19 protein-coding genes are annotated in these 24,541 nt (G+C 34.8%); 3 read left to right on the top strand and 16 right to left on the bottom strand.

The features are described from left to right. Positions 1-381: 381 nt before the first annotated feature. From LC076_RS15440 to LC076_RS15400, 9 genes are all read right to left on the bottom strand, one after another. The gene (locus LC076_RS15440) at positions 382-969 is read right to left on the bottom strand and encodes a CBO0543 family protein (RefSeq protein WP_226669999.1); all 588 of its coding nucleotides are present in this window, start codon (positions 967-969) and stop codon (positions 382-384) included. Positions 970-1,258: 289 nt separating this feature from the next. Continuing rightward, a complete protein-coding gene (locus LC076_RS15435; protein ID WP_226670004.1) occupies positions 1,259-3,625 on the bottom strand; it encodes a polyprenyl synthetase family protein in 2,367 nt (788 codons plus the stop codon). A 355-nt stretch (positions 3,626-3,980) separates the two neighbouring features. Beyond that, a complete protein-coding gene (locus tag LC076_RS15430) occupies positions 3,981-4,613 on the bottom strand; it encodes a histidine phosphatase family protein (protein WP_226669998.1) in 633 nt (210 codons plus the stop codon). Between the two features lie 554 nt (positions 4,614-5,167). Beyond that, positions 5,168-5,695, bottom strand: coding sequence for a response regulator (locus LC076_RS15425; RefSeq protein WP_226669997.1), 528 nt, complete (start codon positions 5,693-5,695; stop codon positions 5,168-5,170). 80 nt (positions 5,696-5,775) lie between these two features. Beyond that, on the bottom strand, positions 5,776-6,810 hold the full coding sequence (locus LC076_RS15420; RefSeq protein ID WP_226669996.1) for a fatty acid desaturase: 1,035 nt from the start codon (positions 6,808-6,810) through the stop codon (positions 5,776-5,778). A gap of 370 nt (positions 6,811-7,180) precedes the next feature. After that, positions 7,181-8,659, bottom strand: a complete 1,479-nt coding sequence (locus LC076_RS15415; protein WP_226669995.1) for a protein adenylyltransferase SelO — start codon at positions 8,657-8,659, stop codon at positions 7,181-7,183. 34 nt (positions 8,660-8,693) lie between these two features. Continuing rightward, positions 8,694-9,224: a glycosyl-4,4'-diaponeurosporenoate acyltransferase gene (locus LC076_RS15410; protein WP_226669994.1), complete on the bottom strand. Its 531-nt coding sequence runs from the start codon at positions 9,222-9,224 to the stop codon at positions 8,694-8,696. Further along, positions 9,221-10,333, bottom strand: coding sequence for a glycosyltransferase (locus LC076_RS15405; RefSeq protein WP_226669993.1), 1,113 nt, complete (start codon positions 10,331-10,333; stop codon positions 9,221-9,223). The genes LC076_RS15410 and LC076_RS15405 overlap by 4 nt, the downstream gene beginning before the upstream one ends. 305 nt (positions 10,334-10,638) lie before the next feature. Continuing rightward, a complete protein-coding gene (locus tag LC076_RS15400; protein WP_226669992.1) occupies positions 10,639-12,144 on the bottom strand; it encodes a phytoene desaturase family protein in 1,506 nt (501 codons plus the stop codon). 180 nt (positions 12,145-12,324) lie between these two features. On the opposite strand from LC076_RS15400, the gene LC076_RS15395 reads away from it, so the two are divergent. Next, the gene (locus LC076_RS15395) at positions 12,325-12,516 is read left to right on the top strand and encodes a hypothetical protein (RefSeq protein WP_226669991.1); all 192 of its coding nucleotides are present in this window, start codon (positions 12,325-12,327) and stop codon (positions 12,514-12,516) included. A 116-nt stretch (positions 12,517-12,632) separates the two neighbouring features. Here LC076_RS15395 and LC076_RS15390 read toward each other — a convergent pair whose 3' ends face one another. Next, complete coding sequence (locus tag LC076_RS15390; RefSeq protein WP_226669990.1) at positions 12,633-13,865, bottom strand: DUF418 domain-containing protein; 1,233 nt, start codon at positions 13,863-13,865, stop codon at positions 12,633-12,635. Between the two features lie 277 nt (positions 13,866-14,142). On the opposite strand from LC076_RS15390, the gene LC076_RS15385 reads away from it, so the two are divergent. Beyond that, complete coding sequence (locus LC076_RS15385; RefSeq protein WP_226669989.1) at positions 14,143-15,717, top strand: FapA family protein; 1,575 nt, start codon at positions 14,143-14,145, stop codon at positions 15,715-15,717. A 101-nt stretch (positions 15,718-15,818) separates the two neighbouring features. Here LC076_RS15385 and LC076_RS15380 read toward each other — a convergent pair whose 3' ends face one another. Next, positions 15,819-16,403: an NAD(P)H-dependent oxidoreductase gene (locus tag LC076_RS15380; RefSeq protein WP_226669988.1), complete on the bottom strand. Its 585-nt coding sequence runs from the start codon at positions 16,401-16,403 to the stop codon at positions 15,819-15,821. A gap of 114 nt (positions 16,404-16,517) precedes the next feature. On the opposite strand from LC076_RS15380, the gene LC076_RS15375 reads away from it, so the two are divergent. Beyond that, positions 16,518-17,519, top strand: coding sequence for an AraC family transcriptional regulator (locus tag LC076_RS15375; RefSeq protein WP_226669987.1), 1,002 nt, complete (start codon positions 16,518-16,520; stop codon positions 17,517-17,519). Between the two features lie 118 nt (positions 17,520-17,637). Here the strand turns inward: LC076_RS15375 and LC076_RS15370 are convergent, their stop codons facing one another. The 5 genes from LC076_RS15370 to LC076_RS15350 all read right to left on the bottom strand — a co-directional run bounded on the left by LC076_RS15370 (position 17,638) and on the right by LC076_RS15350 (position 24,464). Continuing rightward, the gene (locus tag LC076_RS15370) at positions 17,638-18,105 is read right to left on the bottom strand and encodes a DUF1456 family protein (protein WP_413465998.1); all 468 of its coding nucleotides are present in this window, start codon (positions 18,103-18,105) and stop codon (positions 17,638-17,640) included. A gap of 294 nt (positions 18,106-18,399) precedes the next feature. Continuing rightward, positions 18,400-19,788 (bottom strand): 23S rRNA (uracil(1939)-C(5))-methyltransferase RlmD, encoded by a 1,389-nt coding sequence (rlmD, locus tag LC076_RS15365; RefSeq protein ID WP_226669985.1) that lies wholly within the window; start codon positions 19,786-19,788, stop codon positions 18,400-18,402. 17 nt (positions 19,789-19,805) lie between these two features. Next, entirely contained in the window at positions 19,806-20,672 is an 867-nt protein-coding gene (locus LC076_RS15360) for a DNA-3-methyladenine glycosylase family protein (protein ID WP_226669984.1), read from the bottom strand. A gap of 252 nt (positions 20,673-20,924) precedes the next feature. Continuing rightward, positions 20,925-21,674, bottom strand: a complete 750-nt coding sequence (gene pdaA, locus LC076_RS15355) for a delta-lactam-biosynthetic de-N-acetylase (protein ID WP_413465997.1) — start codon at positions 21,672-21,674, stop codon at positions 20,925-20,927. Between the two features lie 183 nt (positions 21,675-21,857). Further along, positions 21,858-24,464 carry a calcium-translocating P-type ATPase, PMCA-type gene (locus LC076_RS15350; protein ID WP_226669982.1) on the bottom strand — a complete coding sequence of 869 codons (2,607 nt, stop codon included), beginning with the start codon at positions 24,462-24,464 and terminating at the stop codon, positions 21,858-21,860. Positions 24,465-24,541 lie beyond the last annotated feature (77 nt).

Genomic DNA, 24,541 nt, shown 5'->3' with positions numbered 1-24,541 from the left:
TTATTCAATTGAAAGAAGTAAATATAAAAATGTAGGGGCTTGAAAAAATGTAAAACCCAAGCCCCGGGCATCCTATTGCCTTTTTTAGAGACTAGATCTAAAACAAGCGTTAAAAACACGTGTAAACTACCATAGGTATGATGTAGATGTAAATTATTGGTTTCTTAGCTTGATGACATTGGGCTCAGCTTCCTCCCCGGCCAATGGAGTGTCTGCAACGCTTGGAACGAACTTGTTTATCAGCTTAACTGAATTTAGATTGATTCATCTTTTTGGATGATTTCTTTAATTATGTCCCAGTCTCTTTACAGAACGGCAATACTTAGAAAAAACTGTATAATAAAACGAAATGTATTAAACATAGCGTATGGATCTTCCCTACTATTTAAAATTACGCTCAATTTTTTTAAATCTTTTGATGATGAACCAACAAATAATTCCTAATATCCAATAGATCGGAAAAGAATATATATTTTTCCAAGTTATTTCATGATAAATTTCTAGCCACTCCATAACTGGTTCTGCAATAAAAGCTAAAAATGCTGATAAAAATCCTGCTGCTATGATAAAATTTATCGTTTTATTTCCCCAATATTGGTAGACAATCATAAATGGAACAATAACGACACCCACATCGTAAGGATATAATTGTGGTATTAAATATGGAGTAAGACGAACAGAATAAGTCCAGACCATTGCATTGCTTCCAATCGAATCGAGGATAATTGCAGAAACTCCATAAAACAAGCCAAAAGCAGTTATTTCAATTAAGTTTTTCTTATCAACAAGCTTCCACCAAGTAATTGGTGCCAAAACACTTAAAACAACTAATATCCACCATCTTGCTGTTAAATAATTTTGATCTCTCCAGTATTGATTCAATGTTTCAAAATATGACTTTTCAACTTCTATTAAATGATCAAAGCTAATTGAGTTCATTAAGTATACATGTAAAAAATTATGCACCATGAAATACACCACATTTTTATTTTTTCTCTCTATTCTACCCAAAAACAGGATAAGTATAGCTTGATTTATAGACTAAAGCACTATTTTAATCAAGGCTTTGTTGGTTGCCTCTGTTTTAGACATGGTTCTTTCACAATCGGGCTACCCACCGCACAAGGAGTTTAGCAGGTAACACCTTTGTAAGCAGGAGCCTTCATACTTCCTCTCTCTCAAATCAAAGTGAAGTGAAAATATAGGCAAAAAAAACAAATACTCACCATTATTTTGGGCATTTGTTTTTTCTTTCCTTCTATTTTTCTCGATGCACGATGTAATTTACTAGATGTTTGAGAAATGTTGTGTTACGTGGTACCTGCTGCAGTGATTCAATTGCATGACAATAATGATTCCACATCATTTTTTTTGCCTCGATAGACCCTAATATTGAAACAAATGTTGAGTTGTTGTTTGAAGCATCTTTTCCCACTATTTTTCCTAGTAATGTCGAATCACCTTCAACATCAAGAAGATCATCTTTGATTTGAAATGCAATACCTGCATGATAGGCATATTTTTTCAAAGCATTCATTTCTACTTCTGATGCGTTTGCAAGGATAGCTGGCATAATAAGAGAAGCTTCAAATGCTAGACCTGTTTTATAATAACTCATCATATTCAGTTGTTCCTCTGTTAATAGCTTTCCTTTTGAATCAAGATCCATCGTCTGGCCTTTACACATATCCTCGGTTGTTTTAGCTGAATATTGAATCAAACGAAGAACAGATACTGTATCAAATTTTTCTAGAGATGCTTGTTCCCAAATGGCTCTTTGTGTTAAAAAGAGACCTGTTAACTCTGCTGTCGCAATATTATATACCTCATGTAAAGTTCGATTTCCTCTACGAATCGATGCATTATCTTGTGATGGTAAATCATCAAAAATGAGAGAAGCCGTATGCATATATTCAAGCGATCTCAAAAGGGGAACAATGGCAGACTGATCTAGGTTATATTCATTAATCCCCATCATCCATGTCATGATTGGTCTCAGTCGTTTTCCATCACCATTTAAACTATAGTTAGCAGCATCAATGATTGGTTCTTTCATCAAAGTACGATCACTGTTTTTTTCAATAGGTAAGATCGTGTTAATTTGATTACGTACTGTCTCGATTGTTTCTAAAAAATCATCTTGTTCTTGTTGTTCAATTTTCAAATTTGTTATCATATGATCACGAAGCAATTTGTCTAAGAAATCTACATCATCTGCTTTGTTTACAAGCTTTTGAATGAGGTTATTAAATTCAGTGCTTCCTGATGCAAAAACGTTCATTACCTCATTGTATTTTGTTGTTCCCATTTTTTCTTTGTATCGTTTCAATCCATTGATTGCTCGATCTAAAATAACTTCACTGGCCTTCGTATCTGATTGATAAACATTAAGTATTAGGTTGGAAATAACCGTCCAATATAATTCAAAAGGATTGATAAGATCAGATCGTTTATTATGATATGTTAAATAATATGTGTATGGTGTGACAGCCCCATCCTCCAAATCATTGAACATATCAGCAAAATCATCTGCAAGCTGATTGTATATACCATAATAGAAGGTTCGTTCATCAAATCCCTTGTCTTCTTGGGCACTGATAACAGATCGGATAATTAAACGTGACGAAGAGGATTTTAATATGATCGGGATATACAGCTCTTCATTCGTATAGCTTGGATTGCTTAAGGTTTTCACACGATCAATTTCCTGAGATTGAAAAAATACAAATGATTGCTCAAAAAAAGAGGATATTGTCTCTTTTCGTTGATTGTGTTTAATGTATTCAAAAGCACTTTTGAGTTCTTTATGAATATAGGTAATTAACTCCTTATTTTTCCCTCGCCACTCACCGATTTCTGGAACAGATCCTGTCAAAAGTGATGTACGAATGAGCTGAGAATATTGTCTTTCTTCATGATCAGATAAAATGTTGGCATCAAGAAGATCATCAATAAAAGGATATGTTAGTCCATAGCAATAGCCAAGCCTTATGGCTACATCAAGCTTTTTAGTACGTTCATCAGGGGTTACGTTTTCATCCATTTCTTCAATCACATGCATAATCACGCCAGCTATAATTTTAATTAACTTTCGCTGAGCGTTTGCTGCATCCATTCCTTGTGGAATATTGGAAGCTACTATTTTCAATTTATTTACTAACCAAATAAATGTTTCTTCCACACCATTCTTTTCCGCCATTCTGTATAACAGGCTCATACTAAAGGTATCAGTTTCCTTTTGTTTATCAGTTAGTTTTTCTTTTAAATCGCGAACAACACTTGTAATTCTAGCTTGTGTCTCAGGAGTATCAAGTTTCTTTCCGAGATCACGCATATAAATATATGAAATGCTTCGATCAAGATAATGATCTAGCCTTCCTGTATATTTCAACCACTGTATATAGGTGTGATAATCGTTAGAATCCACTTTTTTCTTTCTACGTGTAAATAAGGAAAAAAATGAATGACGAACATGATTCTTTTTCCATAATTGAAACTCTACTGATAAGCTAGGAACATAGGCTTTTTCCATCACTTGGTTATAAAGCAAATGAAAATAATCAGCGGCCCTCTGCTCAGCCAACTGATAACAACCATCAGCATTTTGTATTAACTCCTCATTCATACACACATTACCTCTACTTATTGGGTGCCTGTCACTCCCCGTTTTTTCTTGTTTCACAATTGTTCCACATGTTTTAAAGTAATACAAACTAAAAATCATATATATTTGTGGGTTACAGCATACATCTCATTCATATTGAAGTAATTTTGACAATATTACCACAATATTAGAGGAATCACTTTATTTTGCAGTGTGGAAATTTAGACATTTTTGACTTTTGATCACACATACTTTTCTTGAAAGATACCAAGTTCTAGATTCTAAGATTGATATAGACTTCATGCCTAAAGAAGAAGATATATATGTCCTCAACAAACTTCATGAAAATTCTTCTCTTACAAGCTTTAAAGCTAAACTAAATACTCTTCCGACCATTTTCTCTAAATGATGTGTCAGCTATTTTCTCGATTTTCGGCTGACCATTCTTGTAACTAACTACCGTTACACTACAATTTTCATGTAAAGTGAATTTTTTACTATTGGTTAGCTGAATAATATAATTCCCGATTGTCACTCCATGTGAAAAAATGAGAATGTTTCCTCCGTTTGCTGAATGCTTTTTCACAATATCTGCAATAGCATTTTCTGTTCTTTCATATAACTGTGAATAAGACTCACCTTCTGGAGCAGATGCATGTAAATCAAGGCTGAACAATGTTTTTAGTGCATCTCCATATAAACTTGAGATTTCTTCTTGTAACAAAGATTCAAAAACACCAAAGTTCATTTCCTTTAGACGTTTATCAACAGATATTGGAATATTGCGATCACCGATTGCGAATTTCGCTGTATCAAGAACTCTCTGACTGTCACTAGAATAAGCAGCTTCGAACTCGATAGAAGATAATCCTTTACCAACAGATTTTGCTTGTAAAATTCCTTTTTCGGTTAGTGGTGAATCACAAAATCCCTGCATTCTTTTTTCCACATTATATTGAGTTTCTCCGTGCCGAATAAAATAAAGTGTGACTTCCTTCTGGTTACTCAAATTTTGGCACTCCCTTTGTTGTTCTTTATCTAGCATTTTACCTTTAACTATAATTCATCTACGTTTATTGTTGAATACTTTATTTAAGACTCTTTTTTGAATGATTGTTGCTAATTGACCTAATTATACAGTGGAGACATTGTTGTTATAGCAAAATAGGTACTATCTTATGAAGAAAAGATGCCACTACGCTTTAAATAGTGCTGTTTACTAGGAGTTGTTAAAGCAACAAAGTTTACGAAAACAGCCTTATTCAAAATCAATTGTAGAATGTGTCAGTTTCCTAATATTATTTTTTCATATAGATGAAAATTGATGTAATGGTTTTCTTTCGATTTTCATCCTGTTTTCTTATTATTAGTTGTACTACTCAGTTCTCATAAGCTACCCGCCTGTGGAGTCTCCCTTTGACTCGCTTCTCTAAACAGGAGATCCATATTCAACTCCATTCAACAAAGTACTCAAAATAAACATCAAACTTTAACATAACCAAAACATGAAAAAGGAGAATAGATTCATTCATCCATCCTCCTTCTATGAATTATATATTTTATTTACCCTGTTGGTAACTTTATTTTATCCTTGATAGTTGTCAAGTAGCTTCTAACAGTTCCTAGAGTTTTATCATAGTGCTTTGAAGTGTTAGTCTTAACTTGATTACTTATCAAAGGTTCAACACTATTGTTGGCTTCATTATGATGTTCCTCAGTTAGGGTTGGGGAATATATTCGCATTTCTCTCATAATATAACGGATGGATGCAGTTAGCTCATCACTAGGAGTATCCTTCAATAGATAGCCTCTTACATCTTCGGAAATCACTCGTTGAAAACTACCTGATTTAGCAAATGTTGTTAAAGCCAATACTTTACAACCCATTTTGTTTAGCTTTTCGGCAATCCCAGTTTCAAGCATGTCAATATCCATCAAACAAATATCTGGTCGAAGTTCGTTAACAAGTGTAAGAACTCCATCCACACTGTTTTCTTGCCCAACCACTTTCATATCATCCTCTAAATCGAGCAGGGATCCTATGGTCCCTAACACTAACTCATGATCCTCTGCTATTACAACTGTAATCATTTATGTTCTCTCCTTATGGGTGTTACTAAGTAAAGATTCTCCTTTACTAGTGAAAGGAGAATCGGTCAGGTCTTCTAAAATTAAAGCTCAGGCTTTGGTTGAGTTGAACGTGTAGTTATAGCTTTTCGGGCTAATGACTTCACTTCTCTAAAGCTTACAAAATTCTTAGCATCTTCATCCCACAAACGGAAGCGAAGTGACTTCAAGCTTGTTGCAAGAGAAATTGTTGGTACATTTTGTAATGGCTCTGTATTATTATGTGCTTTTTCAAGTTTATAGTTAGGAACTCTTGGGCTTAAGTGATGAACATGGTGATAACCAATGTTTCCAGTTAGGAATTGCATAAATTTAGGCAGTTTATAGAAAGAACTTCCTTCAACAGCTGCTAAAACATATTCCCACTCACTATTCACTTCAAAATAAGAATCTTCAAATGTGTGTTGTACATAAAATAACCAAATACCGATAGATCCAGAAATCATGAAAATCGATCCTTGCACAAGTAGGAAAGATTGCCATCCTAGTGTTACACATAAGATTGCTACTAAAGCTGCAATAATTAGGTTTGTTAAATATGTGTTGTTACGTTCTTTCTTCCTAGCATTTTTACGGTTAAATCTATTTTTCAAAAGGAAAACATAGATCGGACCAAGACCGAACATAACAAAAGGATTACGATAGAAACGATATGCTAAACGAAGTTTTAGTGGTGCTTCTTTATATTCTTTAACAGTAAGTGTCCAAATATCTCCTGTACCACGCTTATCTAAGTTACCACTTGTCGCATGATGAACAGCATGGTCATGGCCCCATTGATCAAACGGGAATAACGTTAATACACCCATCATTGTTCCAAGAATACGGTTGGCACGGCGACTTTTAAAGAAAGAGAAGTGTGTGCAATCATGGAATATAATAAATATTCTTGTTAAAAATCCTGCTGCAATTATGATTGGTACTAAAGCTAACCAATAAGATATAGCCAAGCTTTGATAAGCAAGAATCCACAAAATTAGAAACGGGCCAACTGTATTAATAATCTGCCATATACTTTCCTTTGTTGTTGATTTTTCATAGGGAGCAATTTCTTTTTTCAAAGTTTTTAGATTTGACATTTAGTTAATTCCCTTCGTATGTGATGTTAAGTCTTATTATAGAGATCATAAAATATCATTGTAAGTAGTAGGTGTCATATGTAGGGTATGACATATGTCATATTGGGAGAATAAAGCCTGTCTCCTCGGCGTTTTTTTCTTTCCGATTGTTATTATTTCCCGTATTTATTTTATCTATTAGCTTAAATCACCATGTTTATCGATGTCTGCTGGGCGCATTCGCTTTTCTAGAATTAGATCGGAAAGCCTCCTCTTAAACTCATGCAAAAAGGGTCTGATCCCATATAAACAATAGATAAAACCTTCCTATAAAGAAGTGATTCTCTATTGTTATATGGAGTCAGACCCTCCAAATGACTATTTCATTTGATCAGGTACCACAGTAGGTACGATAAGGACCGAAAGATTCTGGTGGTAATGAACAGTAAATGGATTCAGCAGAGTCTTTGTAAGGATTTGAAAGAACTTCAAGTAAATTCTCCATTACACGATAATTATCATTTTCTACTGCTGCTTCTAAAGCTTCTTCTACTAAGTGATTTCTCGGGATGACTGCAGGATTACTTTTTTTCATCCATTCATAAGATGATGTTAATGATTCCTCTTGCTTGCTTAACCTCTCTTGCCATTTATTATGCCAAGTAGTAAATTCAGATGTTCTAAATAAATGAATATTAGTATCTTCAAGTTTTTCGTTAGCTAAAGCTCTAAATGTATTTGTATAATCTGCATGGTGATTTTTCATCATTTCTAGCAGGTTATTAATTAATACCTCATCCTGTTCTTCTTCAGTGAATAGTCCTAATTTAGCACGCATTCCTGTAAGCCAGTTAGCATGATACATTTTAGGATATTCAAGCACAGCTTCCTGAGCTAGTTCGAGTGCTTTTTCTTCATTCTCATTTAATAGAGGAATTAAAGCTTCAGCAAAGCGTGCGAGATTCCAGCCTCCGATTTTCGGCTGGTTACCATAAGCATAGCGACCTTGAACATCAATAGAGCTAAACACTGTAGCAGGATCATATTCATTCATAAACGCACAAGGACCATAATCAATCGTTTCACCACTGATCGTGACGTTATCAGTATTCATCACACCGTGAATAAATCCAACTAACTGCCATCTTGTGATTAATTCAGCTTGACGCGATATCACTTTATTAAGTAAAGACAGATATTTGTTTTCATCTGCTTCAATCTCAGGATAATGACGATTGATCGCATAGTCAGCCAACTCTTTTAATTGCTCTATCGTTGTGAAATTTGCAGCGTATTCAAATGTACCAACACGCAAATGACTAGAAGCAACACGAGTTAATATTGCACCTGGAAGCTCAGTTTCACGGATAATATGTTCTCCAGTTGCCACTACCGCTAAGCTCCTCGTAGTCGGAATACCAAGAGCATGCATGGCTTCACTCATAATATATTCACGAAGCATCGGCCCTAGTGCTGCCCGACCATCACCACCACGGGAATACTTTGTTCTACCAGAACCTTTAAGCTGTAGATCCACACGCTCACCCTTTGGTGTAATTTGCTCACCAAGCAACAATGCACGTCCGTCTCCTAACATATTAAAATGACCAAATTGATGACCCGCATAAGCCTGTGCAAGAGGCATAGTTTCTTCTATTTTTGCGTTACCTGCAAACACTGAAACAGCACCTTCACTATGCAAACTTCCTATGTTTAATCCTAGTGATTGCGCAAGTGAAGAATTAAGAATAATCATCTTTGGAGACTCCACAGGATTTGGCTCTTGCTCTGTAAAAAATGAATGTGACAAACGAGCATAACTAGTATCTATATTCCAACCTATTTCGTTTCTTTCATTACTCTTAGTCATGGTATCTCCTTTAAACTGTAAAATAGTATATTCTTTACATCCTAGTCTTTTCTTCGTTACCTTTATTATACGCTTGGGTGCCTGTCACGCCCCGTGATTTGTCGAAAGGATTTCGACAATATCCGGGGCGTGACAGGCACCGAATCAGTCGAAATCGATTATACCGCTGTATCATAATAAACGGGGTATTAAAGCAACATGCGTAGATGATCATAATGACTCCAGATATGGGGTCATTAAATGTGAAGAATAGTGGAGCAGGTAGGATTTGCAACAAGTGTGATAGCTCTGCTCTTTTGGTTTCGAGTAAAAAGCGTTCTATTCCTTCCTTATTTCTAATATTAATATCTTTCTTTTTTATTCCGCCTTTCGTCCAGTCTCCTCCATCTGGTAGTTTTTCTTTCCATTTTTTTATTTTGAGTGTCTCATAAACGCTGATTTCCCACTGATGCACTGGATACAGCCAAGAAAATCGCTGAATGAAGGCTGAATTAAACTTAGAAGGAATATATGCCCCTAAAAAATGAATAAATAGCCATGCCGTCACATTTAGCAGAAAGATCATAGCTCTTGATCATCTCTATGCTTTGTCATATGAATGCTACGCCCTTTCCAGGAAGAATTCTTCAAAATAAACGTACTAAAAAAAGAAAAGCAAAACACAACGATAAAAAAGAGAATGTGCACTGGAAAAAGAAAAGCATCGAAGAATGTAAAATTTCCTATGTCTTTTAGCATTCTATAAAATAAATAGGCAATACAACTATATAATAGAATAAATATGTAAGGAGCTTCAGTTATCAGAGAAACACTGTTTGCCATAAAAGAGAACAAAGCTGAGATCCATAAAACAATAAAAACCATTAAAATCGGATGAGTCATTTTTGAACCTGATGCAAAGCTTTTACTCCAGCCTTTAAATACACTAATAACTCCATCCTGATACATCCTCATATTGATTACGTCATTTCCACCAATTGCATGAACTTTATAATTATAGGAGGCAGCACGTTGTATAAAAGCAAGGTTTTCCACTACTTCTCCTTTGATCGACTCGTGTCCACCTAATTCAAAGTAAGTATCTCGCTCACTCATTAAGCACTGACCAAACCCACCCCTAATGGTAGCTTTGTTACTAAATAATGTCGTTACACCACTTGAAATAAAAACAATACTATGAAAAATACCAGATAATTTCTCATACGCTCTTTCCATCTTATGATAAGGGTGAATGGTTAACAACTGGTAAGGATGATTCACAAAAAATGTGATCGCTCTTTTTATACCTTTTGAAACAAACCACGTATCAGCATCAACAAACATTAAATAATTACCTTTAGCATGTTTCGCTCCATTCCAGCATCCCCATGATTTTCCAAGCCACCCTTGAGGTAATGGAGGATTGTCTACAACTTTCACACCAAAATCTAAAGCAATCTCTCTTGTTTTATCTGTTGAATGATCATCAACAACAATAATCTCAAGCGGTTGTTCAGCTTGAGATTTTATAGAGTGCAGAAGTGTACCAAGTGTAGCTTCTTCGTTTCTTGCAGGAATAATAATTGATAGAGATGCTAAATGAACTTCTGCCGGTTGTAGATACTTAGAATTAATTTTTGGTATACGATAACACAAAAATAGAAAGAAAATAATAGCTATTATCCCAGCGACCATCTTTTATCTCCTTTGAGATGACTTGATAAATTCTTACCTTTTTCATATGCAGCGTTCTCAATCTCAACAGCTGAAAATGATCACATTTCCCTCAGTATAAAACCAAGCAATGTAATAGAAAGCACCTCGTACTAAGCAATTGCCGAGGTGCTCCTACACTGTTGGCAGACACATGAAACGTCTAAAACAGAAATTAACAAACAAGTAGAACTACAGTTTATGTTAGTAAGCAAAAGGAAAGAACACGTCTAAACAACGACTATCATCATCATTCACATGTCCTAATTCATCCACACATTTACGTTCTAGCCGATCTTCTTCCCTTCCTTACCTTCATCCTCTAAAATAAGATCTGCTGTTAATTGACCTGACAATGTTACCATCGGTACGCCTCCGCCCGGATGTGTTGATCCTCCAACAAAATAGACGTTTTCAAAAAGTTTACTTCTACTCGGAATTTTAAAGCCACCATTCATTTTCTTATCTGTCACAACTCCATAAATTGATCCGCCATTAGATCCGTACAATTGCTTAATATCATCAGGAGTAAAACTATATTCAAACTCAATTGATTCACGCAAACCCGTCATCCCCATGCGTTCTAGCTTTGAAAGCACAAGTTCTCGATACGTTTCCTTATGCTGCTCCCATGTTTCTCCTTCCTGAAGAGGTGGAACATGGGTGAGGACAAATAAATTCTCCATATTTTCAGGCGCTTGAGATGAATCAGACTTTGATGAAATTCCAATATATACAGTTGGATCATCAGCTAATTCTTTTTTATTAAATATTTGTTCAAACTCTTTTTTCCGATCTTCTGAAAAGAAGAAATTATGATGTGCTAAATGCTCATATTTTTTATTTACACCTAATAACAGCACTAATCCTGAAACAGTTGGCTCAAATTTTTTCAAGTCCATTTTGGCACGATTTTTTTCAGCTTCATCTTCTAGCATAGAATCATAAAACGGGATAACCTCTAAATTTGAAATGACTAGATCAGAAGAATATTGTTCACCATTTTCAGTGATAACCTTATTAACCTGATTTCCTGACTTTTCTATTTCTGTTACCTTACTATTTACATGTACAGTTACACCTAACTCTTGTAAAAGCTGTTCCATTGCCTCGGCTATCTTATACATTCCACCTTTCACATAATAAACACCAATTCCAAGCTGAACATGTGCGAGTTGACTAAGAATTGCTGGTGCTTGATATGGCGAAGATCCTATATACATAATTAAAAAGTTCATCAATTGTTGAATATGTTTATCTTTGAAGAATTTACTTGTTGCTTGGTCAAGAGATTTCATCGGATCCATCATTAACAATTCCTTAAGAGGATGTTTTTTACGCAAATCCTGCAATCCATTTATATTCTCTTTATAGAAGCTTTTCATCATGAGGTCATATTGCTTTTCACAATATTGAAGATATGAAAGAAAGGATTGTGAATCTTCAACAGATACCTTTTTTAATTCTTGAAGCATTGTTGGCAGATCACTTGTTAAATCAATTTTTGTTCCATCTTCAAAAAACGTTCTCCAACCTGGTTCCACTCGAACAATATCAAGATAATCATGAACATTTTTCCCCACATCAGAAAAGAGTTTTTCAAGCACCCATGGCATCGTTAAAATCGAAGGACCTGTATCAAAAGTAAATCCTTTTCCTTTACGAATATTGAGTTTCCCCCCAAGTCTTTCCCCTTTTTCTAAAATTGTTACATCATATTTCTTTGCAGCTAAACGGATTGCCACAGACATACCAGCTAATCCCCCACCAATGACAGTCACTTTTTTTCTCAAATTATTTCCTCCTAATAAAGAATAGTTTATGTATCCATTATTTCCCCTTTTTTCTATCATCAACACATTCTAAAATAAAATCAACTATATGTGTGTTGTATTCGGTTTACTAATGATCATTGGAAAAGGTTCCTTTATACTAAAAAAAGTCCAATTCACGGACTATTAGTGGGAGGATTATTGTCTGCTAAAGAGATCGATCAACCTGATTCTAGTAAATCACTTCTTTTTTCATCTTCAAACAAATATAGGGAGTATGATCTCATGCCTTTTCGTAAAGCAATTGAAAAATACTCCCTGTTAACATATGAACAACAGCCAGATAATATATCTTGCTATATTCAATTATTTATAGCTTTGTTAAAAGCTTAATCATACTTTTGAACTTTATTGACCAATAACTAGGAGACTTTAGAACCTCATAGTTAGAAAAATCTTATTTCTCCCCTGTGGAAAGCAACTGCCTGTATCGGAAGTTATCAACATGTTTACGAGACATTATCAATACGTAATTTTTTCTTTTTAATACGCTGCAACTTTCCATAAGTAAAAGATCTCCATAACCATTCAATTGGTCCAAATTGATATGTTTTTAGCCAGTAGTAGCTAACTAACATCTGAAGAGCAAAGATCGTAACACAAATGACTGTTCCTGTTAATAAGCTAATCTGATTATACAAGCCACCCAAAACAAAAATGCCCATACAAATGATAGACTGTGATAAATAGTTTGTAAGAGCCATCTGTCCCGCATAACCTAATGGACGAAGTCTCTTCTGCCATTGTTGTTTTCTTAATAATAGAGTTAAAGTTGAAATGTAAAAGAAACATAAAGTTACTCCACTTAAACTAGTAAATAACTCCACATAAATAACGTTTTTAAACCCTTTTCCTAGGATTTCTAATTTAGCTAAAGCTAATAATACCAGTAAGGGAATACTAACAAATGCCATGATTAGCGACACTTTGCGGATAAGGCTTTGATAACTTGTATTTGGTTTAAAAACACCTGCTTTTCCAGCTGCCAAACCAAACAGAAACATCGCCAAAATAGGTATCATATTTACGATTAAATTAGATAGTACTGGAATTACTTCTGTTTGAATTCGATAAGACACCCACTCAACATAACCTGCTGATTCATAAGCTTCTACATATTCATCTATCTTTTCTTCATAAACCAACATTGATTCTTTGTTTATTTCATCAAGTATAGAGTCAGGAACTATTAGGGAAATACTCATCATCAAATTGTAGACAACAAGTAAACTAATTGCCCAAATAATCATGGTTTTTATTTTACGCTTATAGAATAACAACAGTAAAAAGCCTGTTATTGCGTAAGTATGTAAAATATCACCAAACCATAATAAAACCAAGTGCAATAAACCTATAACAAGTAAAGCAACCATTCTTCTTGCAAAAAGCCTCTTCATTTTCAAGCCCTTTTCTTCCGCTCGACTCATAAAAATATAAAAACCAAGACCAAATAAAAAAGAAAAGATCGTAAAGAATTTCATATCAATAAATAATGAAAAAAAGAAATCCATCCAATAATCTGCTTCGGTATGTGCATGCTCAACACTGTATATCATTCCTAAAAATTCAGACGAATGAAAAGCTGGCATATTGACAAGGAAAATACCAAATAACGCAAACCCCCGAATAATATCAATTGTTATAATACGATCTTTCCCCAACACTGGCAAAGAAGAATCCATCTTTCTCTCTCCCTTTATATATATTTAACCTACATCATTATACCTTATAAGAGATGTAAATAATGTAAAAATATTCAAGTGCATTTACTCTTTTAATCTGTCTTTACAACAATAAAATGAAGGATACACATCCTATTATAATACAATTCTAAATTTTCACTAAATCACCCGATAAATTATGGTATATTAAAAGAAAACGGTTACATAAAGTACCAAAATCTCCATTTTTTATTAGTGATAATTTCCTACCCACATACAACCCGGAAGGTGAACCTTAATGAACTTATTGAAAAATGATTTCTTTCAATTAGATATAATAAATTCTACTTCAATTCATATTACAGTTTTCAAAAAAGGATACACGCTTTTAAATTTCAATAAAGTTCTAGAAGGATTCCCAAGAGTGTCACTTACCTCTTTTGCAAACCTAAAAAAAGCAATGGATGAAGCTACAAATGAAAGTTGTAACATCGGAGACTATTTACCACTTATCACTTGCTCTATTTCTAAAGACAAAATGAAAGCTAGCATAAAGATTCTTGCGACGAATCAAGAATTTGAGGAACTCAAGCCAAGTTTATCAGAAGCGATATTACACATTCTTGAAAAAAATGAAGTATCTAATGGATTTCTTATGGATGTGATTGAAGGTGAACTTCTCCCTAGAAAGGAAATCATTGTAGCCGTAGGCATTGAGCCCATTCATGGTAATGATGCAATTGTACACTATTTTCAGCTATCTGAAAGAAAACCTGTGATCGAGGAATCTGGCAAAGCAGATTTTTATAATATGAATTTTATCGATGAAGTAGACATAGGTGCTTGGCTAGGTGAGAAAATCCCCCCTACAGATGGCACAAACGGTAAGAATATTTTAGGTGAAGATTTAAAGGCAAAGAAAGGAAAAGATAAGCGAGTGATATATGATGCTTCCTCAATCGAATTAATAGATGAAAATGAAAAGCAGGTATTACGAGCAAAAATAAAAGGCGTAGTCTCAAAATCTTCTGGGAAAATTTCTATTGCTAATCATCTACTTATTGAAGGTGATGTGGGGATAAGAACTGGAAACATTGAATTTGATGGATCCATTACAATTAAAGGAACCGTTCATGAAGGTTTTTCTGCTGTTGCAATGATGGATATCGCTATTTTATCAGAATTAGGTGTTCGAAAAGTTAGCCGAATAGAATCCTTACATGGTGATGTGTATATAAAAGGTGGTGTGTTTGGTGACGGAGTCATTAAAGCACAGAAAAACATTTATGTTAAACATGCAAATGAATGTTGTCTTGAAGCAGGAGAGGACATTCATATAGGATTCTACTCAACAGGAAGTAATCTTTCAGCAAAGAATGTCATTACTGAGGAAAACAAAGGCAAAATCATTGGAGGTCATATTGTCGCTAAAGGAAGGGTTTTCGCAACTGAAATAGGTAATAAAGCTGAGCGAAAGACCATTATTCAAGTGGAAGGATTTGAGCGTTCGAAAATTAAAGAAGAGTTAGAAGAGTTATTCGAAAATTATAAAGAAGCTGTTTTATGTTATAAAGAAATCCAACATCATCTCGAGGTTTTTGAAAACTTATCTAAGAATTTAAACGATGCTCAACAAGAACAATATACCAAGCTACTATTAGCACATGATTTAAAATTAAAAGAAGTCAATATTCTCAACGACAAAAAGAAAACACTTGAAAAAATGCTCTCCATTAAAGGAGAAGGAGAAATCTCCGTCCTCCAAGGAGCCTATCCAGAAACAACAATTGAAATAAAAAACAGAAAAAAGAAACTAAAATCAATGACAAAAGGAACATTTTATACCGTTGGGCGTGAGATGAAACACGAATAGGTGCCTGTCACGCCCCGGTTTTTGTCGACCGTCAAAATGCACTTTATCAATCAGGTGACCTTTAACTCAATAATAGATTAATAAGATAAGGGCAATTTGATTTATTTAGTGAAAGCTCCTAATTGTTTTATTTTATCAAGCCATTTTGTGCGTTGGTTATCTGAGGAATCTTTGACAGGTCCTATCTCGGTTACGCGTATTGGGCTAATACCACAGAATTGTAGAATATTTTTCTTCATTACATTATGCCCAGAATGCTTGTAAATCCATTTATTGTACCAAGCAGGCGTATCCATGGTAACGATGAGATGAGCAGATTTTCCTTTTAATAGTTTATCCCATTGGATAGAATTCTCCCGATATTTAAATGCGAATCCTGGTAAAAATATGCGATCAATAAACCCCTTCAAAATAGCAGGCATCGTTCCCCACCATGTAGGATATATAAAAACAAGATGATGAGCCCAATTGATTAACTTCTGCGCATTTCTCAAATCTTCCTCAAGTTCAACTCTCTTTTGATAACCAAACTTTAAGTTAGGATCAAAAGTAAGTTTCCCCACTTCAATTCTCTCAACATTTACGTTTTGAATACCTAAAGCTCCCTCCATATAAGCATCAGATAAAGCTGAACAAAAGCTCTTATCATATGGATGACCCATTATAATCAGAATATTTTTACTCACTGTGTACTCCTCCTTAAAACAATAATCTATAATAAACATAAACTCTTTCTAATTTATTAAAAATGATCATTAACGCATTTATCTTGATGAATCACGTAAAGGAGGAATAAGGTTTTGCAAAACCTAGGAATTGCCATTTCTATGGTTTACCCAATTATGAAAACACTAGTTCACAAAGGCTATGATTCTGATGAATTTTTCAGGCATGTTATGTTTAATAAAGCATTGCTACAAGATATTGAAACCCGAATTCCAGGTGAAGAATTTGAACAATTAATGATCAGCGCTGCAGCTTTCACGAAAGATGAGTATTTTGGTTTACATCAAGGACAAATCATGGATTTTGCAGACATGGGGATTCTTGGATATGTAATGTTACACTCGAAAACAATAGGAGATGCACTACTTGCTTATCAAAGATATAATGTTATTTTATGTAGCGGGTTTAACCTCGAATGGGTGGAACAAGATGACAAAGTCTTTATTCGATTATTTACACAGCATTCTAGAAAAATGTCTCGTCACTGTGTAGAGGATATGGCTAGTTCGTTGTATCGATTATTGAGTACACTAAGCAACCAACATATACCATTACATGAAGTGCAATTTACTCACTCATCCCCTGGCAGTACAGATCCCTATTTATCATTTTTCGGAATTACTCCTATGTTTAATTGTAAAGAAAATAGTTTGTGTATGAGTAGTGATGTTCTTACTTTTGATGTATTATATTCAGATCCAAAACTACTATTAACATTTGAGACAATTGCTCAGGAGAATAAAGATGAATTAACAAATTCCCATTTGTTTACTAATGAAGTTACCCAATGGATGAAAAATTGCATCCCGTCATATTTTCCAAACTTAGAAGAAACAGCTAAAGCCTTCGGAGTTAGCATCCGAACTCTACAAAATAAATTAAAGGCAGAGGAAACATCCTTTAACGATCTTTCGACAAAGGTTCGCAAAGAATTAGCAATCAACCTACTAAGAAAAAAAGAATACTCAGTAGCAGAAATTGCTTATTTGCTCCATTACTCAGAACCAAGCGTCTTCCATCACGCATTTAAAAAATGGACGGGTCTAACACCTGGTCGATACAGGGAAGAAATGTAATTGGTGCCTGTCACGCCCCGGTTTTTGTCGAAACAAAGACTTATCTCTTCTGTAAGCCTCCATTAAAAAAAGTCCCTCAATCCGTTAACACGTTAAGGGATTGAGGGACAGACATCGTTCAGCTTCTATATCTAATTGCTAAGCCTTTCAAGAAATTTCTCGCGTATTTATCTCCACATTCTTTATAATTCTTATGTCCCTCTTTTCGAAGTAAAGCACCTAGTTCACTTTTTGTGATAGTCACTCCCGCTTCTTCTAGAATATCTTGGATTTCCTCACTTGTTAATGCTAATGCTATTTTTAACTTTTTCAAAACAACATTATTCACGCTTCCGTGACTTTTAATAGACATTTCAGGTCTTTGTGGTTGTCCTGGCTTTGGATCTTGTTGTCCTCTATTAAAAGTAATAAATCCGTTTAAAAATGACTCTAGCATCACGTTATCACATCGAATATGGTCCTCATTTTCAGCTAGATCTTCTTCATCATATTCATCATCATTATCATTTTCCTTTGACTTTGTTAGGATCTTTAGAACCTCTTCTTTCGTTACATCCACACCGCCAAGTTTAAACATCTCTACCATATCATTATTTTTAATATCTAATGCATATCTTAATCTAATTAATATATCGTTATTATCCACAAGAAACCTCCATTATTTATGCTATTTCACTTTTACTTACAGGCTCTTTTCTGAAGGACTTCTTTTTATCGCAGAAAAGGTACTATTCTAGCAGAAAAAATGCCACTAGACTTTATTCAATGCTATTTCCTTCAAGAATGTCAAAACAACAAAGTTTAAGAAAAGAGCCTACTTAAAACAGAGCAACCTAAAGTTCGAGAAGCTTTCACTACCTCTCGAACTGAAATTATTTCTTTATTTTTTCACAAGCAATGCAACATTTTCAACATGTGCAGTATGTGGAAACATGTCAACAGGCTGAATATATTCAACTTTATAATCATTACTTAAATAATCAATATCCTTTGCAAGTGTTGATGGATTACATGAGACGTAGACAAACTTCTTAGGCTTTACTTGTTTAATCGCATCAAGTAATTTTCGATCACAGCCTGTACGCGGTGGATCGACGACAACAACATCAGGGCGCCAGCCTTCGTTTACCCATTTTGGTAACCAGTGCTCGGCCGTTCCTGTTACATACGTAGCATTCTCAATACCATGTCGTGCAGCGTTTTCCTGAGCATCGATGATTGCCTCTTCAATGGTATCCATGCCACGCACTTCGCTAGCATCCTTCGCAAGCCACATTCCGATCGTTCCAACACCACAATAAGCATCAGCGATTTTTTCTTCTCCAGACAAATTTGCTGCCTTTTTCACTTCATCATAAAGCTGGACAGTTTGTACAGGATTTAGTTGAAAAAAGGCTCGAGCAGATAATTCAAAGCTTAAGTCACCTAGTGTTTCTTGAATCACTTCTTCCCCACTAAGATGAATCGTTTTCTCTCCAAATATTAATGATGTTTTGTTTCCATTTATGTTTTGAACAAGTGACTTTACTTCAGGAAATCTTTTTTGGATTTCAGCCATGATCAGCTTCTTCCTAGGAACTTCTTTTTGCGTTGTAATTAACACAACTTGAACTTCACCTGTTGTAAAACCTGCACGAGTGACAATCGTTCGAACAATTCCTTTTCGTTTACGTTCATCATAAATAGGCACTTGAAAATCCTCAAGAATTTGCTTAATTCCGTCTGATACTTTATTTGTTAGTGGATGCTGCACCATACAATTTTGGATGGGTACAAGTCGGTGTGAATCCAAGCCATATAAACCAGCAATCACCTTTCCTTTTTGCTGACCAACCTGAAATTGACTTTTGTTTCGATAATTCCATGGATCTTCCATTCCGATTGTTTGACGAATATCCAGTGAGCTTAGCTTCAGTTTTGTGTGTCTCTCCAAGCTTTGAACAACAATGTCACGCTTTTCTTTTAACTGCTGATCATACGATAGATGCTGTAATTGACAGCCTCCACATTCTTCATAAATGGGACAAGGTGGTTTTACTCGAAATGGAGAAGATTTACGGATTTTCTTCACTTTACCTTCAGCAAATTTCGTTTGGATTTTTGTAGCCTCTACTAATACCTCTTCTCCTGGTAAAGCTCCAGGAACGAATACAACCTGTCTTTTGAAATAACCTACACCTTCCCCGTTAATACCTAAGCGTTTAATTGTCAGGGGAAAGGTTTGACCTGGTGATAACTTAATTCCCGTTTCTTGCTTTTTTTCTTTCATCTACTACCGCTCCGTTTCTACTCAATGCTTCTCCATAAATACAAAGTGGCATAACTCAAATAAGGAGTCCACTGTTCACTGTATATGTCCATTTCCTCACTCGTTGGTTTTTTATCAAGCTTGAAATGCTTTTGTATAGCTTTTTGAATACCTATATCTGCTTTTGGAAAAAGGTTAGGTCGACCAAGACCAGCAAGTAATAAACTTTGTGCTGTCCAAGGACCGATGCCACGCACCGTTGTTAATTTTTTTATCACATCTTCATCAGAAAGCATGTCCATTGTTGCTAGATTCAACGTCCCGTTCGCAATTAATCGCGATGTATCAATAACATACTCTGCCTTTCTTTGACTAAATTGCAGATTTGTTAATTCTTTATAATCTAGTTCTGCAATTTCTTCAGGTAAAGGATAAAACCAAACATCATCAACTTGATAACCGAAGTTGGTCACAAATCGCTTCGTTAATGTATGTGCAAAAGCCAAATTCAACTGCTGATGTATGATACTTTTCATTAAGCAAGAATAAAGATCAAATTCTAACACAAGTGGTGTTCCAGCATGCTCAGTAAATATTTGAGAAAGATTTGTATCTTGAAAATGCAATCCTATTTCTTTTAATGAAAAATCCCACTGAAATATTCTTCTTAATTTCTGTAAAACACTGGTCTTCATTTTTTCATCTTGTCCACTAATTTCAAACAATGGCTTTTCTATAGTCCCTGTTGCTTTTATTTTAATCACATAGTGATGGTTATTGATGACCAAAGGCACTTTTACAGATCTCTCTAATTTATCTATTGAAATAACTGGATCCATCGATAATCGATCAATAACCTGTTCAAAATGATAAGGTCCGTCAATTGATACGTTTTCAAGCCACATAAGTAATCTTCCTTTGGCGCTTTTAAAACTATTATAGCATTTCCCAAGATCAAAAGCTTAGGCGGTAAGGTGATCTCCTCCCTCTAAGTTACAGCCATAAGGGGCTTCTTCTAGAGAAATACATTTTATGTTTCTTAAAATGAACACTCAGGACCCTGAACGCTCAATTGGATATGATAGCAACTTAACTTGAAGCGGAAACCTTATCTAAAAAATACCGCAAGCACGATCAGGAAAAACCCTTTGAACATATCAAAGGGTTAATAAGTATGGATGATCAAGCATCTTATTCATCATCAAATCATCTAAGCTTTTAAAACGATAGCCTTGTTTTTCTAATTCGATAATTGCATGATCAAGCGCTTCAGCATTGTCCTTAGAAACTGTGTGAAGCAATAGGATGGAACCAGGATGAATTTGTTTCATAATATTATCATACGAATATTTCCAACCCTTTTGTGCATCTATTTTCCAATCAACAAAAGCTAACGACCAAAATACAGAAGTATAACCAAGATCTTTTGCTTGAGCTAAAACTCTTTCACTAAAAATACCTCTTGGTGGGCGTAGATAACTCATTCCTTTTTGATTTGTTATTTCTTCAACCTTTAACCTAACAGATTCAAGTTCTTTCTTTAACTCTTCATCATTCTGTTTCGTTAAATCAGGATGGTACCATGAATGATTTCCTACAATATGTCCTTCATCTACCATACGTTTGACCAAATCAGCTTCTGTATCTAAGTAGTGACCTGTGATGAAAAATGTAGCTGGAACATTTCGTTTCTTCAATACATCTAACACTTTGCTTGTGTAGCCATTTTCATATCCATTATCAAAGGTCAAGTAAATATCCTTCTTAGTAGGATCTCCCAAGTAGAATGAACCATATTTTCCTAGCAGTTCATCTAACTCCTTACCAGCCGATGCAGGCTGATGATTTTGGCTTTTCTTAAAACCCCAATGAATCGGTTTATTTGACTCAGCGTGTGCAGTATTCATTGAAAGAAAAAATAGGCAAAATATGCTTACTACAATAATGGACACTTTTCTCATTTTCATTCTCTCCCTATTTTTCAGTATTGTTTATATTGTTGTTTAAGAGAGATATTCCATACTGAAAAAAACTTCCATCAATCTTAAAACCCTGTTTTCTCCTTTAATCTAGAAAACAGGGTAAGTTTTTTATTTACTTTTCACAAAAATCAACTTATAAAGTTGAATAATAACTAGTGGCATTAAAGCTAATCCATATATATAAGCAAACTGTGTGGATGTAAGTGTGGCTACTTCAAAAACTGCTTTTAATGGATCCACTAATAATACGATCTGTAATAAAGCAACACCGATCATGACAGCAGCTATTAAATAGAGATTAGAAAACAAACCTACCTTAAAAATAGACTGCCTTGATCTTGCATTAAACCCATGAAATAGCCGTGCTAGACATAAAGTAGCGAAGGCCATTGTACTAGCAGTTAATGCACCATCTGTTAAGCCTATATGAAATGCGATCATTGTGGCAATGGCTATTAGTGTACCCTCTGTTACTAATCGTGTGGCAAATACTTTATTTAAAAGTGGTGTATTTACATCACGTGGCTTTTCTTTCATCACTTGTTTATTATGTGGCTCTAAACCAATCGCAATTGCAGGCAAGCTATCAGTTAATAAATTGATAAATAACAAATGAACAGGAGCAAATGGGACAGGCAATGCACCAATGGTTGCGTAAAGGACCGAAAGAATTCCCGCAGTATTTCCTGCTAATAAGAACCGAATCGCATTTTTTATGTTTGCATAAATACTTCGGCCATTTGCAACAGATTTAACAATTGTTGAAAAGTTATCATCTGTTAAAACCATTGAAGATGCGTCTTTAGCCACCTCTGTTCCTGTTATCCCCATTGCAATACCAATATCAGCTTGTTTTAACGCTGGACCATCATTCACACCATCTCCCGTCATGGCAACTATATTTCCCTTTTCCTGCCATGCACGAACAATTCGAATTTTATGCTCTGGAGACACTCTGGCATAAACAGAAATATCCTCAACCATATCCTTAAGCTTTTCATCACTAATCTTTTCTAGTTCATGTCCTTCTACAGCTCTGTCTCCTTCTTGAAAAATCCCTATTTGTTTGGCAATTGCAGAAGCAGTTATCTTATGATCACCCGTAATCATTACTGGTTTAATACCTGCTGCAATACAACGTTCTACAGCATCTTTAGATTCATCACGTGGCGGATCCATCATGGCTGTTAATCCAACAAAAATTAAATCATGCTCATCTTTTGTCGTGATTTCAGCATTTTCATCTACTTCTTTATAAGCAAAAGCAAGCACACGTAATCCATTTTCTGAAAATGAGTGATTAACTTCTTCAATTTGTTTTCGATGTTCTTTAGAGAAATCTGAAATACCTTCTGAGGTCTCAATTTTAACAACTCGATCTAATAAAACATCTAATGCACCTTTAGTAAGAAGCCGTGTTTTGTTGTCCATCTTATGAACAGTACTCATCAATTTTCGATCTGAATCAAACGGTACTTCTTTTAATCGTGGATATTTTTTTCTTATCTCTGCTTCATCTATCTGATAGCTATCTTCTGCATAATGGACCAAGGCAATTTCTGTAGGATCTCCAATTTCCTTCTCTTTCGTTGTTTCTGCATCATTACAAAGTAGCTGGAGCTCAATAAAATATTTATGAAAGGAATTGTCTAGTTTTAATTGATCTTGTTCTGTAATCTTATTGTCTAAAAAAACTTGCTGTACAGTCATCTTATTTTGTGTAAGTGTTCCTGTTTTATCAGAACAAATAACAGATATACTTCCAAGACTTTCAACAGCATGTAGTTTTCGAATGATGGCATTTTCCTTGGCCATCTTTTGTGTACCAAAAGCTAATACAATCGTTACAATCGAGCTTAATGCTTCAGGAATCGCTGCGACGGCTAAAGCAACCGCAAACATAAATGAGTCAATGAGTGTGCGACCTCTAATGATATCGATAACAAAAATAATCAATGCAATGATGATAATTGCAATCGCTAGTTTTTTACCAAAGTTATCGAGATTTGTTTGAAGTGGTGTTTTCTTTTCTTTGGCACTTTCCATCAAGTTTGCAATTTTACCAATTTCCGTTTTTTGGCCAATTTCTGTTACAACAAGAACGCCTCTTCCGTATGTAACAAAACTTCCGGAAAACGCCATATTCTTCTTGTCACCGATGGATACGTCTTCTTCCTTAATTGGCTCTATTGTTTTTTGTACACTTATGGATTCACCAGTTAAAGAGCTTTCATTAACCTGTAGGCTATGACTTTCGATAATTCTTCCATCAGCACTTATGTAATCACCAGCATCTAAATAGAGAATATCCCCAACAACAATCTCCTTTGAGGGAATTTCAACCCTATTTCCATTTCTCAAAACTTTTGCCGTAGGTGATGATAGATTTTTCAAGCTATTTAAAGATTTTTCCGCTTTTATATGCTGAACTGTCCCAAGTATGGCATTAATCATGACAACAACAAGAATAACAATTGTACTTTCGAACTTTCCTAAAAATGCAGATAATAACGCTGCGACTATTAGAATGATAACAAGAAAATCTCTAAATTGTTCCACGAACACTTTAAACGTACTTTTTCGTTGTTCTTCTCCCAATTCATTAAAACCATACTGTTCCCGTCTTTTTTCCACTTCAGTATCTGTTAAGCCATCTTGTGTAACATCAAGCTTTTTCAACACGTCTTCTGAAGAAATACTATAAAATTTATCCATATAAAGCTCCTTTCTTGCAAAATTATTCAAATTGATGACAGAACTTTCCTATTACATACTATCTCTTTAAAAATTAC

The organism is Metabacillus litoralis (assembly GCF_020524045.1).
Lineage (GTDB): Bacteria > Bacillota > Bacilli > Bacillales > Bacillaceae > Metabacillus > Metabacillus litoralis_C.
Note: the sequence above shows the minus strand (reverse complement) of the source record. Positions and strands in the feature narration are given on the sequence as shown.